Source organism: Brevundimonas diminuta (assembly GCF_050310045.1).
Lineage (GTDB): Bacteria > Pseudomonadota > Alphaproteobacteria > Caulobacterales > Caulobacteraceae > Brevundimonas > Brevundimonas diminuta_F.
Genome location: NZ_CP190005.1, coordinates 2,896,959 through 2,910,000, shown reverse-complemented (window position 1 = coordinate 2,910,000; position 13,042 = coordinate 2,896,959). Strand labels below are relative to the sequence as shown.

Here is a 13,042-nt window from a genome sequence, read left to right as displayed (position 1 = left end):
TCTCCGCGAAATCTATTTAGGTAGAGCGTCCGACGAATACCCTGGGGGGTAGAGCACTGGATGGTTGCGGGCTGCGCGAGCGGTACCAATACTAACCAAACTCCGAATACCCAGGAGTACTATCGGGCAGACACACGGCGGGTGCTAACGTCCGTCGTGAAAAGGGAAACAACCCTAACCATCATCTAAGGCCCCCAAGTCATGGCTAAGTGGGAAACGATGTGGGATTGCTTTGACAATCAGGAGGTTGGCTTAGAAGCAGCCATCCTTTAAAGAAAGCGTAACAGCTCACTGATCAAGCGATCCTGCGCGGAAAATGTAACGGGGCTAAAGCCATGCGCCGAAGATATGGGTTTGCAGTTTACTGCAAGCGGTAGCGGAGCGTTCCGTAAGCCTGTGAAGGTCAACCGTGAGGTTGGCTGGAGGTATCGGAAGTGAGAATGCTGACATGAGTAACGATAAACAGTGTGAGAAACACTGTCGCCGAAAGACCAAGGGTTCCTGCGTAAAGCTAATCTGCGCAGGGTTAGTCGGCCCCTAAGGCGAGGCTGAAAAGCGTAGTCGATGGGAAGCAGGTAAATATTCCTGCACCAGCTGGATGTGACGGATGGCATAAGTCGTCGGGGCTTATTGGATTGTTCCCGGCGGTGGCGTCGTCCCTGGAAATAACTCCAGCAGAGACCGTACCCGAAACCGACACAGGTGGTCAGGTAGAGTATACCAAGGCGCTTGAGAGAACTGTGCTGAAGGAACTCGGCAAATTGCACGCGTAACTTCGGAATAAGCGTGACTCACCCTGGGCAACCAGGACTGAGTGGCACAAGCCAGGGGGTAGCGACTGTTTAGCAAAAACATAGGGCTCTGCGAAGCATCAATGCGACGTATAGGGTCTGACGCCTGCCCGGTGCCTGAAGGTTAAAGGGAGGAGTGAAAGCTCCGAACTGAAGCCCAGGTAAACGGCGGCCGTAACTATAACGGTCCTAAGGTAGCGAAATTCCTTGTCGGGTAAGTTCCGACCTGCACGAATGGCGTAACGACTTCCCCACTGTCTCCAGCACAGGCTCAGTGAAATTGAATTCCCCGTGAAGATGCGGGGTTCCCGCGGTCAGACGGAAAGACCCTATGAACCTTTACTATAGCTTCGCCTTGGCGTTAGCGACCGTATGTGTAGGATAGGTGGGAGGCTATGAAACCGGGGCGCCAGCTCTGGTGGAGCCATCCTTGAAATACCACCCTTACTGTCGTTGACGTCTAACCGAGGGCCGTTATCCGGTCCCGGGACATGGCGTGGTGGGTAGTTTGACTGGGGCGGTCGCCTCCCAAAGTGTAACGGAGGCGCGCGATGGTTAGCTCAGACCGGTCGGAAATCGGTCGTCGAGTGCAATGGCATAAGCTAGCCTGACTGCGAGACTGACAAGTCGAGCAGAGACGAAAGTCGGCCATAGTGATCCGGTGGTCCCGCGTGGAAGGGCCATCGCTCAACGGATAAAAGGTACTCTAGGGATAACAGGCTGATTTTGCCCAAGAGTCCATATCGACGGCAAAGTTTGGCACCTCGATGTCGGCTCATCACATCCTGGGGCTGGAGCAGGTCCCAAGGGTACGGCTGTTCGCCGTTTAAAGTGGTACGTGAGCTGGGTTCAGAACGTCGTGAGACAGTTTGGTCCCTATCTGCCGTGGGTGTTCGAAGCTTGAGAGGATCTGTCCCTAGTACGAGAGGACCGGGATGGACATACCTCTGGTGGACCTGTCGTGGCGCCAGCCGCGCAGCAGGGTAGCTAAGTATGGAATAGATAACCGCTGAAAGCATCTAAGCGGGAAACTAACCTCAAAACAAGGCTTCGCTGAGGATCGTGGAAGACTACCACGTTGATAGGCCAGGTGTGGAAGCGCGGTGACGTGTGAAGCTTACTGGTACTAATAATCCGATCGGCTTGATCGTTTCTCAGCAAAACTCATTCGACTTTACTTGTCGAAATCAAAGACAATATCTTCTCATTCGTGTGTGTCGGGTTGACCTGGTGGCTCTGTCGGAGGTTCCCCACCCGATCCCATTCCGAACTCGGTCGTTAAGCCCTCCAGAGCCGATGGTACTTCGTCTTAAGGCGCGGGAGAGTAGGTCGCCGCCGGGTCTACCCGACACACATGAGTGATAGTCTCGAACCTTCTTCCTTTACGCACCGCCTTGCCGCGGGATGGAGCAGCCCGGTAGCTCGTCAGGCTCATAACCTGAAGGTCGCAGGTTCAAATCCTGCTCCCGCACCCAGTGATACCCCACAGGCACCCCCTGTGGGGTTTTCTGCTTTCTGGACCTGGCCCAGCGCCAACAGCGCCGCCAGGCTGCCGTGCACCTCCAGCTGGAACTTGCCCAGCCCCTCCGCCGGGATGAAGTCCACGCGATCGATCAGTTTGCGCAACTCCGCGCGCACCTCCTCGCCGTCGTCGCCTTCGATGGCCTGGTGCAGGTTTTCCGCCAGCCGCCGATAGGCCTCGGCCGCGCCGGGGTGCAACTGGATCACCGACGGGGCGGCGTCGACCGCCAGTCGGGCCTGGATCTCGCTCCGGCGGGCCTTCAGCGGCGCGCTGATCGTTTTCAGTTCGTCCGTCTCGATCGCGCCCTCCAGGCACATGGTCTGCGCGCGCTTCAGTTTGCGCTCAATCTCCGCCAGTTCGCGTTCCAGCGGCGCCCGTTCAACCTGAAGGGCCCGGCGCTCCGTCTCGGCGGCGGCGTGAAAGGCTCTGACGGCCTCCGCGATCGCTTCAGGCGACAGCAGGTGGGTCTTGATGCCGGTGAGGACGCGCTTTTCCACTGTCGTGGCGGCGATGATCTTGCCGTTGGAGCAGGTCCCGCGTTCGCGGTGTCCGCTGCAGTTATACTTGCCGGCGTTCAGGGTCATGCTGAAGCCGCACTGCTTGCATTTCATCAGGCCGGAGAGGAGGCGTTTCGGTTTGCGGCCCTGGGCGGCGGGCAGGGCGGACAGTTCCGCTTTGCGGCTCTGCACCCGCGCCCAGAGTTCATCATCTATGATGCGCAGTTCCGGAGCGGGCTGACGGATCCAGTCTTCCGGCGGATTCAGCACCGATGAGCGGCGTCCGGTGTCGGGGTGTTTGCGGTAGCGGCGCCGATTGAACACCCGCACGCCTATATAGAGTTCCTGGTGCAGGATGCCGTCGCCTGTGCGGCGGTCGCCATGGATGGTCGACGGCGTCCATGTCCCGCCCCGCGGCCCGGGCTCGCCTGCTGCGTTCAGGCTGTGGGCGATGGCGCGAGGCGATTCCTTGTCGGCGTAGCGCGCGAAGATCGAATTGATCACGCTGGCCTGATGGAGGTTGGGCTGAAGTTCGCCCTTGCCGACGATGTCATAGCCGTAGCAGCGGCCGCCGCCCGAGAAGCCGGCCTTCACCCGTGCGGTCAGGCCGCGACGCGTCTTCACGGCCAGGTCGTGAAGGAAGAGTTCGTTCATCGTGCCTTTCAGTCCGATGTGAATTCTGTCGATCGGGCCTTCGGCTAGGGTCTTCAGCGTGACTCCGGCGTAGGAGAAGCGTTTGAAAATGCCGGCGATGTCCTCCTGGTCGCGCGACAGCCGGTCGAGCGCCTCGGCCATGACATCGCTGACTTCGCCGCGCTCCACCGCAGCGAGGAGGGCGCGCAGTCCTGGCCGATTGGCGATCGCGCTGCCGGAAACGGCCTCGTCCGTGAACACGAGAACGTCCGTGACGCCCTCAGCTCGGCAGGCCTCGCGCAGCAGTGCGATCTGGTCTGCGGTCGATCGGGCGTTCTGGAGGTCGGAGGAATGGCGGCCGTAGAGGGCGCGTTTCTTAGGTGGAAGAACCAAGGGAAATCCGGTTTGAAGTTTTCTGCAAAAAAGGGGTTGACGGGGCCTGTCGTGCTGCCTTATATGAACGGATAGGGCGATTTATGCCTGTAACTTGACATTGCTGTCTGGCTATCGCATTCTGCGGGAACATTCAACCCGTGGAGTGCTTATGCGCGTCGCCCATGGGGCTCCGGCGGACGTCGATGCCCTTGACCAGAAAGAATATTCCGTCCGGCTGATGGGCGGTGAGGCGCTGCGGATGCGTCTGGAGGCTGCGGACCTGTCCGCCGTCAGCGAGCAGTTGCGTCGCGAGCGGGCCCTGGTCGGCCACCTCATCATCGAAGAGGACGGCTATCCGGCGATCGTCGAAGCGCTCGTGCCCAGCCATCGCATCCAGCTGGTGCTCGCCCATGACGACTGACGCCAACGTCATCCGCCTGTCGCCGCGGCCGGACCGCCGTAGTCCGGCGCGGCCGCTGATCCCTCCCTGGGTCGAAGACGCGTCGACGACGTCTTGTGAGGCGGCTGTCTCCCTCCTCCTGCCGACGATCCGCGCCCTAGCGCGGCTGGCGCGTCAACGCGCTGCATCCGCGGTCGGCGACTGATCCGCGGCCGCGTTCAGCGGCCGACCACCCCCAACAATCCGGTCCGTCGTCATTCGCGCTTCCGCGCGAAGCCGATGACGTGCGCCCTGAAATCCAATTCGTCTGTCGTCCCCTCGCGGAGGCTCAACGGCGGCGCCCACTAATGGAAATACAAATGAACGAAGATCCCGCTCTCTCTGCCGAACAGCCCGCAGAACCCACCCAAGAGGCTGGCGTCCGCACGCAGATGATCTGCGACGGCGTGGTCTACGACATGATCCTGGAAGTCGATCCCAATGATCCGGATCACTTCCACATGCGTCGCGTCCAACCGGAGGCGCAGCAATGAGGGGCCGTTTCTTGGGGCGCCGCACGGGGGAGGGGCGACCTTCGCCGGCGAACGACGAAGTGTTGGCTGCTGTTGTTAAACGGTTCCAGGCGACGGCCACGTCCCTGTCGCAGATTGACGAACTGCGGTCGCAGCTTGAGGCGGCCGGCTTTGACGGCGTCGGCATCTGCTTCGAACGTATGGCGACTGGGAAGATCGACACCTTCGTCACCTACGTGACCGGTCCGACCGACGGTGCGGGCAGCAGCGAGGGAAATCGATGAAACGTCAGGTCTCCCATTCGTTCGAAGAGCTGTTGCGACAGCAGCGTCTCGAGCGCCACGAGACGGAATTTCAGACAGGCGAACCCTGTGATGAGTTGATCCCCATCGTCTTGGCGCTGGCGCGATTGGACGCACAAAGGCTCGCGCGAGAACGCGCCTTTATGGAGCGTCATGCCGCCATTGACGGCGAGGTGGCGGCATGACGTTTCAATCCCTGAAGAACAAGCGATGCGTCGGCTATGCGCGATATTCCACCACTCATCAGCGCCAGGAGTCGATCGAGGATCAACTCAGGATTTGCGAAGAGTATGTGCGCGCACAGGGTGGAATCTGGGTGGCGTCTTACTCCGACCCTGAATGCAGTGGCCAGTCCTTCATGGGGCGTCCGGGATTTGCGGCGCTTATGGCTGATGCCGAACGCCGCACGTACGAATTTCTCGTCGCTGAAGATCTGGACCGGATAACGCGGCAGGCCTCGGGACTTCATTCCGTTCTCGAAGAGCTCGAAGCCTTGGATATCGGTATCCACACCGTTCGTTCTGGCGAAGTGACGCAGATGGCGGCGACTTTCAGCGCCTTTCAGAACGCCGAATACGCCAGGAACATGAGTTTGAAGTCCCGCCGTGGAGTGGAAGGAACCGTCCTTAAGGGGCGTCAATCCGGGCGGCTTCCATATGGCTATCGGAAGGTTCCGGTCATCCGCCCGGATGGGTCGATAGAGAACGGCCATCGTGAAATCGTGGAGACGGAAGCGGGTGTGATCCTTCGCATGTACCGTGACTATGCTGCGGAGTTGAGCGTTAGAGACATCTGCCGCGCCTTGACGGAGGAGGGTGTTCCAGGACCCGGCGGACGGCCGTGGCGTCCTGGCGCCCTGTATGGCAACAAACACAAGGGTACAGGCATCCTGCGCAATCGGCTCTACAAGGGCGAGACGGTTTGGGGTCGTACGGAGATCAAACGGAACCGACGCGCCGGTACGAAGAAGGCTCAGGTGCGGGCACAGCACGATTGGACTGTCGTCGCGGCTCCGGATTTGCGGATCATCCCCGATGATCTTTTTGATGCGGTGCAGGAACGTCTGGCCGCGAATGAGACGCCTGATTTCCACACCAAACGCAAGGCTGAATACCTTCTGTCAGGCTTGTGCCGGTGCGGCGTTTGCGGTGCGAAGTACCAAGTTCTTCAGGTGAAGATGGGCTGTGTCGGCCGGGCGGAGCGCCATGCTTGCAGCAACCGCCGGCGCGTCGATCGCGAAGAGATCGAAGGCGTGGTGGTCGGCGTGCTGGCGTCTGAGTTCCTTGAGCCCCGCTTTATCCAGCCTTTCGTCGCGGAATACCGCCGTGAGTTGGAGCTGGCTCAAAATGAGTGGGGAGCCAAGCGAAATGAGCTGCAGACCCGACTGGACGGCCTGGAGAAAGCCAAGCAGGTCCTGACGGGCGATTTGCGAAAGGGCGATCTGCAAGACGCCGTTCGCAATGTGGTCCTGGAAGAACTCGCCAAGGTGGAAAGTGAACGCGCTATGGTTGTGCGCGCGCTGAAGGCTGAACCCGCGGGCGCCGATCTTCCTCTCGATGATGAGGCGATCATCGCCCGCATGCGGGCGGTCGTCGCCGATCTCCAGGCGAATCTGGCCTCTGACGAACGGGACGCGGCTCGAGCGCGCGAACTCATTCGGTCGCTTATCGAGAGCGTGACGATCTCACCCATTGAGGAGGAAAACGCTGATGGGCGCGGCATTGGACCGGTCCGCATCACCGTTGTGGGCAACCTCACCCGTGCCCTGGGTTTGGCCGACCTCAGTCGCGTGGTTCAGCATGCTTCTCGTCCGGAAAGCATGCAGGGCCATGCGACCGTGCTGGTTGAGTTGGAGATCGACCTTTTCCCGTCCGACATGCGCCTGGAGCAGGGCGGCTACGCTGTTCTGGAGATGATGACGCGTATGTTGGACGACGCCTCCCATCCCGTTTCGAGGAAGGACTTCATCGACGGCTTGGCGGAATTGTGGGGTGAGGACCCTGATTATTCTGAGCGATCGCCACAGGCCGAGCGTGTTCGTTACGCCATGAACTATATGCAGAAGCGGGGGCTGTTGGCGCGCTATGGGTGGAAGGAGCAGGCTGGATATCTTTGGGCTTCTGCTTCGCCCCCGTCGCCTGAAGTCATTCGGCGGCGACGGGAAACGACTGTGCATCTGCCGTTCAATACCACCGAGGTGGATTTGGTCTCGGCGATCTCCATCAGAGTCTATCGCGGGGAGGAAGGCATCGAGGCGGCGGCCTAGGACTACTCGATCACCGGCATGCCCTTGAAGATCGCCGGCGACGGCGGCGGGCCGTCGGTCCAGTGCCAGGTCTCGCGGGTGCGCATCAGCTCCTGCGTGACCTGGGCGGGTACGGCCGGGATGTCGACCGGCGTCGGGGCGTAGGTGCCCGAGGGCGCCAGGTTTAGTCGGAAGCGGTGCGGGAAGCCGCCGAAGCGCACTTCGATCACCATGTCGCGGACCATGCCGTCGGGGATGACGATCTGCTCGGCCAGGATCGCGCCGCCATGCGCCGTGCCGGGGTCGATGGTCGTCGTCTCCAGCATGGTCCGTCCCAAGGTGGAGATGGTCTGACGCAGACGCCGCTGGATGTGGTCGTGCGACGCCTGCAGCTGCCCCGAGGCGCTGCGGTAGGCTATGTCGTGGCGGCGGGGATGATCCTCCATCTCCTGAACGGTGAGGAAGTACTCCACCGCTGCGTCGGCCCAGGCCAGGTTCATCTCGCGCTGGGCGGTCATGCGCGCCGTGTGGCGCAGGTAGTCGAAGTCCTGAACGCTGTAGGGCTGCCCATCCAGATAGAGGCGCACGTCCTCCGATCCGATGTTGATCGGATAGCCCGAGGTGTTGAAGGCGGCGATCGAGAAGAAGAACTTCTGGGTGTCGTTGTACCGGACCGGCAACAGCATGATCGCGCCCGCCGGGCCGTTGGACACCATCAAGGCGTTGCCGCGCGAGAAGCGCACGCCCACGCCGTGATCGGCCGTGGGGATCATCCGCACCTCCGGCGGCGGCGTGGTGGCGCAGCCGGCCAATGCAGCAATGGCTGCCATGACCGCAGTTCTAGGAAACATCGACTTCATCGCCATGACCGCCCCCTCCGTTAGAACTGAACGGGCGTGCCGGCGATGCGGCCGCAGAACTGGTTCCAGGCGCCTTCGAAGTAGGTGGTGTTCAGTTCTTCACCGCCGTCGATCAAAGCCGAGGCGTCGCCTGTGCGATCCACGCCGGCTTCGAACCGCTGAAAGCCCGACATGCCGCCATAGGCGTTCCGACCGTTCACCTCGCCGCAGAACATGGTCGAGCCGTTGGAGTGTTCGATGCGGCGCACATTTCGGAACTGGGCGGATGACGGATCACGCAGCTTGTCCGTCACCGCCCGACGCGCAGCGGCGCGAATGCGCGTCGGCGTCCAGTTCACGGGCGGCGTACGTGCGCGCTGGGCTTCGACGCAAGCCGCATAGGCGCCGCTGGCGATGTTCCGCATCCGCGCCATGACCGCATTGGGGCTGCCGGGCGGGTAGCCGCCATTCGTGGAGCAGTCGTCGGACTGTGCAGATGCAGGTCCTGCGGCTGTGAAACTCAACGTCAGCATGGCTCCAGCCAACAGAATGCCCTTGGACATTATATGCCTCCCTATCAATAGGCAACATAGTGCCCATGAAGGGTTGCCAGAAAGTTAGGCAAGATAGTTCCTAGAGCTTGTGCGGCGTCGCAGTCCCCATGCGCCCATGCGATGGGAGGACCGAGTCGGCGCCAATGTGAGGCGGTTGAGGCGAGCGAAAGGGCTCAGCCAAGAGGCGCTTGCGCATGAAGCGGGCATGGCAATGCGCTATCTCGCAGGCATTGAGCGCGGCGAGGAGAACCCCTCATTGGCGTTCCTGGTGAAGTTGGCGGAAGCGCTAGAGATTCATCCTGCGCAATTGTTCGATTGAACAGCGGCTTCTGACTGAGGCTGTGTGAAAACACCTTCTATCCGAGCGAATTAGGGTAGCCTCCTGAGGTCAGCAGGAGGTGGATTATGAGCCGCTTCGTTCAGGGTGCCGATCGTCGGCAGCAGACGCTGCTTCCCGAATGTCTCGATGACTATGTGGCCGAGGATAATCCGGTCCGGGTGGTCGATGTCTTCGTCGATGAGTTGGATCTGAAGGGGCTGGGGTTTGACGGCATGACGCCGGCGGCGACGGGCCGACCGGCCTATCACCCGGCCCTGATGCTGAAGCTTTACGTCTACGGCTATCTGAACAAGGTGCAGTCGAGCCGACGACTGGAGCGTGAGGCGCAGCGCAACGTCGAACTGATGTGGCTGACGGGACGGCTGCGCTCCAGGCCCGGATGGACCTGAGGCCTCGCGCCATGCGCGAACGGCGAAGCCTGGTCGAACATCCGTTCGGCACGATCAAAGCCTGGATGGGCCACACCCACTTCCTGATGAAGCGCCTGCCCAACGTGAAGACCGAGATCAGCCTCCACATCCTTGCCTACAACATGAAACGGGTGATGGCGGTGCTGGGAGCGAAGACCCTGATGAACGCGATCAGGGCCTGAAACGATGGCGCTCTGCGCCTCAAGGTCTGATCCGGATCGAACCTGCTCCGCGCGTTCTTACACGGCCTCGACTCATCGCGGAAGTTCAGAAGGTCCGCTCTGTGGAAGCAACTCAACCCCGAATAGCTGCCCCGGCCCCAGCCGTTTATAGAAGCCGAGCGCTTGGGCGTTCTGCTCATTCACATCGACCGTCAGCCTCTCATACGCCCGCAAGTGAAAGCTATGGAGGCGGCGATCTCACGTGTGGCGGAGCTAGGACCTAGGGTGTCATCATCGACGAGATTGACCTTGAAGCTGTCGAAGCGAGGTGGACAACGGGCAGTCGCCGGTGATGCCAAGTTCATCCGGAAGCGATGCAGCAGTCAAAATATCCCGGGCAGGCTGAATGGCCCGCCCGGGCAATAGGTTAGAAAGAGCGACTCAGGTTGATGAAGGCGGTCCGCCCGGCGAAGTCATAGGACGATACCAGCGGCGCGTTTCCGAACACCGAGTACCAGGACGTCGCCGAAATTTCCGGCGGGTTCACGTTGAAGACGTTTCGTACGCCGAAGGTGGCGGTCCATTCGTCGGCGCGGATCTGCGCCGAGAGATGGTGCAGGAAGTAGTTTGGCGTACGCAGGTTGTAGATGGACGTGGCGGGATCAAGTTTGCGGCGCTCATAGCCGCTCATCTCTCCAACCCATTCCGTACCCCAGCGGACCAGCCAGTTGTCCACGGCATAGGCTAGGTCAGCCGTCCCACTGTATCGGGGAAAGCCAATGTCGCCTGCGCTTTCGATTGCGGGGTCGTCAGCGAACAGGGTCTGTTCTTGGGTAGCCATGTAGCTGACGCCCAGATTGAATGCCACCTGGCCGGGGCCGACGTCGTTGCGATAGCGCAGGTTGTAATCGACGCCCTTGACGATATCGGTGGCGATGTTGACGTAGGAGTCGAGGACGCGCACGTGGCCGGTGTCCTCATTCCGGCTAATCAACCGACATAGCCCCAGACGCTTTTTGAACTCGTCAGGCGTCGATGCATAACAATCGTTCAGGATATTGGAAGAGCCCAGTTGTGAGACGCCGTTGTTGACCTCGATTTCATAGTAGTCGATCGCCAGAGCCAGGTCGCCCCAGCCCTTCTTGAGTCGTGGTGTAAAGACGCCTCCAAGTGTGAGGTTGCTGCTGGTTTCCGCAGCAAGGCCCGTTTCGGCTCCGCCGCGTTGGATGATTTTAATGCTTCCCTTTTGGGTGAATCCTGGCGCTAGCCCTTCCGAAGCGCAGTTCGCCTTGATGTAGGCGTCCTTGGTCTCGAAATTGTTGCAGGGATCCAGCAGAGCGTTACCGAAGCCAGACGTGTCGCCCACGAATTGCTCGTAGAGGGCGGGCGCGCGGTAGGAGGTGCCGTAAGAACCGCGGAAGCTCAGCCAGTCATTCATGCGCCAGAATAGACCAAGCTTGTAGGTGGAGTCGTCGCCGTAGGAGGCGTAGTCGGTATACCGATAGGATGCTGTCAGGCTCAGATCCTGCACCAGCGGCAGGTTCTTGAGCAGGGGCACATCCAACTCGCCAAACAGTTCGACCACCGAATCGTCGCCCTTGGTGATGTCGGACGAGGTGTAGTTGAGGAGGTCCGATGCGCGTGACGCCTCTGAGGGGGTGTCGAGCAGCGAAGCGCGGCGATATTCCGCGCCGAAATAGGCCATGACCTGACCTGCCGGCAACGACCACAGCGGTCCATCGATCCCGGCGGCCAGGACGGTTTCCTCATAGGTGGTCCTGCCGATATCCACCGGTGAGACATAGGCTAGGAAATCGGCCGGCATCTTGCCTTTGAGCATATCCGCCGAAAGGGCTGGCGCGGCGATGCAGTCGGGATTCTTGGAGAGTTCTCGACAGACGAACTTGCCGTTTGGTCCCTCCACGACATCGAGGGCTTCCGACAGGCGGCTAATGAGGTACTGGCGTTGACGGTATTCGGCGTCGGAGCGGGCGTAGCTGAAATAGCCGTCGTATCGCCAGCCTTCGAGAGGCGTCAGATCGCCTTTCAGTCCGATGATGTGACGCTGGAAGTCGACGTCCTGGTGGGCTGTGTTCTGGTCGAGCGTGAAGGCCTTGACGGCCACATCCTTGCCCTTGCTCATGCCTTCGTCAGCACCGTAGCGGCTCCATGAAAGACTGGATGGAAGCAAGGGGCTACCGACGGCGTAGTCGGGGTTAAACTGGCGTGTCCCAGTCTGATAGGATTCCCGCCGCGAATACATGGTCTCGAAGTAGGCTTCTGCATTGCCCAGGGCGTTCAGCATATAGCCGCCTTCGGCGTAGAGGTTCAGGTTTTTCGTGGGAGAGATCAACGAGCGGTTCAGCATCTGGTCGTCGAATGAATCGCGCACGTCCAGGTTGACGCCCGTGCCGCCTACGCCTTCCCACCCGACGAAACCTTTGTCGACGGCAGGGTTAGGGCGCCACCGGTTGAACTGGTCGCCGATAGCGCCAGGCGCGCCGACGCCCGCGCGCGTGCTGGTGCCGATCAGGTTGATCGAAGCGCCTGAGCCGTTCGTCGGGAAGCACTTGGCCTTGCCAGTCGTCGGATCAATGTAATCTAGGCTGGCGCCCGTCTTGGGATCGCGCTGCATCAGGCGGTTGCAGCGCGCAAAGTCGCGATCTCGCAACGTCATTTCGTTGCGTTCGAAGTAGTCAGCAGCACCGGCCAGGCGCCACGTATCGCCTCTAAGGCCGCCGACGATCGACAATCGGCTGTTCTGGCCAGCCCCGCCTGCGTCCAGAGGGATGTTGGTCGTGGCGTTGATGGATAGTCCTTCGAAGTTTTTGCGCGTTTGCAGGTTGATGACCCCTGCGACGGCGTCAGAGCCATAAACAGATGACGCACCGTCTCGCAGAACTTCAACACGTTCTATCATGGCGCTCGGCAAGACGTTGAGGTCGGCCGCGCCTACCGAACCACGCGTGCCAGCGGGAGAGACGCGACGGCCGTTAAGCAACACGAGTGTCCGGGTGGAACTCATACCGCGCAGACCGATGGTGTTTACCCCCGCGCCTCCGTCGACGTTGTAACCAGCGCGGGAATCATCGGTCTGGGTCACGCCGCCCGTGATGGCGGTGCCTTGGAGAACCTGGGCTGTCGAGGCGTATCCCTGAAGTGTGGCGTCTTCGCGAGTGACGACCTGAACCGGCGAAGGCGAGTTGTAGACGTCTCGGCGGATGCGTGAGCCGACGACGATGATGTCCTCGACGTGGGTGGCTTGGGCTTCGTCAGCTTCCGCGTGGGCGGAGGTGCTGGGGATCGCCAAGGCCAAGGCCAAAGCTGATCCGGCCATTAAGAATGATTTTTGGTAATGCATGTGTTTCTCGATCTGGTCGCCTACGCGACGCATTTATTGACGCCTGCGTTTTCAAAAGAAGCGCAGGTCGAGAACGCTATTTTGCAAATAAATTACTTCA

General features: G+C 60.6%; 10 protein-coding genes, 1 tRNA gene, 2 rRNA genes and 2 pseudogenes (1 of these 15 running past the window's edge). 11 read left to right on the top strand and 4 right to left on the bottom strand.

Annotated features, from left to right (window positions below):
- The 3 genes from ACORJG_RS13980 to ACORJG_RS13970 form a co-directional block, all read left to right on the top strand.
- Positions 1-1,942: ribosomal RNA gene (locus tag ACORJG_RS13980) — 23S ribosomal RNA — on the top strand; it begins 839 nt to the left of the window's first position.
- A gap of 75 nt (positions 1,943-2,017) precedes the next feature.
- Positions 2,018-2,132, top strand: a 5S ribosomal RNA gene (gene rrf, locus ACORJG_RS13975).
- A 57-nt stretch (positions 2,133-2,189) separates the two neighbouring features.
- Positions 2,190-2,266, top strand: a tRNA-Met gene (locus ACORJG_RS13970).
- Here the strand turns inward: ACORJG_RS13970 and ACORJG_RS13965 are convergent.
- Complete coding sequence (locus tag ACORJG_RS13965; RefSeq protein WP_427793064.1) at positions 2,223-3,836, bottom strand: recombinase family protein; 1,614 nt, start codon at positions 3,834-3,836, stop codon at positions 2,223-2,225. The two genes, ACORJG_RS13970 and ACORJG_RS13965, sit on opposite strands and share 44 nt — an antisense overlap.
- Before the next feature lie 151 nt (positions 3,837-3,987).
- On the opposite strand from ACORJG_RS13965, the gene ACORJG_RS13960 reads away from it, so the two are divergent.
- The 5 genes from ACORJG_RS13960 to ACORJG_RS13940 all read left to right on the top strand — a co-directional run bounded on the left by ACORJG_RS13960 (position 3,988) and on the right by ACORJG_RS13940 (position 7,298).
- Entirely contained in the window at positions 3,988-4,239 is a 252-nt protein-coding gene (locus tag ACORJG_RS13960; RefSeq protein ID WP_427789919.1) for a hypothetical protein, read from the top strand.
- A 338-nt stretch (positions 4,240-4,577) separates the two neighbouring features.
- Positions 4,578-4,751, top strand: coding sequence for a hypothetical protein (locus tag ACORJG_RS13955; RefSeq protein WP_312120737.1), 174 nt, complete (start codon positions 4,578-4,580; stop codon positions 4,749-4,751).
- Between the two features lie 11 nt (positions 4,752-4,762).
- Positions 4,763-5,014 carry a hypothetical protein gene (locus ACORJG_RS13950; RefSeq protein ID WP_427789917.1) on the top strand — a complete coding sequence of 84 codons (252 nt, stop codon included), beginning with the start codon at positions 4,763-4,765 and terminating at the stop codon, positions 5,012-5,014.
- A complete protein-coding gene (locus tag ACORJG_RS13945) occupies positions 5,011-5,217 on the top strand; it encodes a hypothetical protein (RefSeq protein WP_427789916.1) in 207 nt (68 codons plus the stop codon). The genes ACORJG_RS13950 and ACORJG_RS13945 overlap by 4 nt, the downstream gene beginning before the upstream one ends.
- Positions 5,214-7,298: a recombinase family protein gene (locus ACORJG_RS13940; RefSeq protein WP_427789914.1), complete on the top strand. Its 2,085-nt coding sequence runs from the start codon at positions 5,214-5,216 to the stop codon at positions 7,296-7,298. The genes ACORJG_RS13945 and ACORJG_RS13940 overlap by 4 nt, the downstream gene beginning before the upstream one ends.
- 2 nt (positions 7,299-7,300) lie before the next feature.
- On the opposite strand, the gene ACORJG_RS13935 is transcribed toward ACORJG_RS13940, so the two are convergent.
- Both ACORJG_RS13935 and ACORJG_RS13930 read right to left on the bottom strand, forming a co-directional pair.
- On the bottom strand, positions 7,301-8,143 hold the full coding sequence (locus ACORJG_RS13935) for a hypothetical protein (RefSeq protein ID WP_427789912.1): 843 nt from the start codon (positions 8,141-8,143) through the stop codon (positions 7,301-7,303).
- A 14-nt stretch (positions 8,144-8,157) separates the two neighbouring features.
- A complete protein-coding gene (locus ACORJG_RS13930; RefSeq protein WP_427789910.1) occupies positions 8,158-8,679 on the bottom strand; it encodes a hypothetical protein in 522 nt (173 codons plus the stop codon).
- 106 nt (positions 8,680-8,785) lie between these two features.
- Here ACORJG_RS13930 and ACORJG_RS13925 point away from each other — a divergent pair, with 106 nt between their 5' ends.
- The 3 genes and pseudogenes from ACORJG_RS13925 to ACORJG_RS13915 form a co-directional block, all read left to right on the top strand.
- The gene (locus tag ACORJG_RS13925; protein WP_087138713.1) at positions 8,786-8,989 is read left to right on the top strand and encodes a helix-turn-helix domain-containing protein; all 204 of its coding nucleotides are present in this window, start codon (positions 8,786-8,788) and stop codon (positions 8,987-8,989) included.
- A gap of 86 nt (positions 8,990-9,075) precedes the next feature.
- A pseudogene (locus ACORJG_RS13920) lies at positions 9,076-9,375 on the top strand (transposase); the annotation flags it as partial.
- Between the two features lie 35 nt (positions 9,376-9,410).
- Positions 9,411-9,602: pseudogene (locus tag ACORJG_RS13915) on the top strand (transposase); the annotation flags it as partial.
- A gap of 406 nt (positions 9,603-10,008) precedes the next feature.
- On the opposite strand, the gene ACORJG_RS13910 reads toward ACORJG_RS13915, so the two are convergent.
- Positions 10,009-12,975 (bottom strand): TonB-dependent receptor plug domain-containing protein, encoded by a 2,967-nt coding sequence (locus ACORJG_RS13910; protein ID WP_427789908.1) that lies wholly within the window; start codon positions 12,973-12,975, stop codon positions 10,009-10,011.
- Between the last annotated feature and the right edge of the window lie 67 nt (positions 12,976-13,042).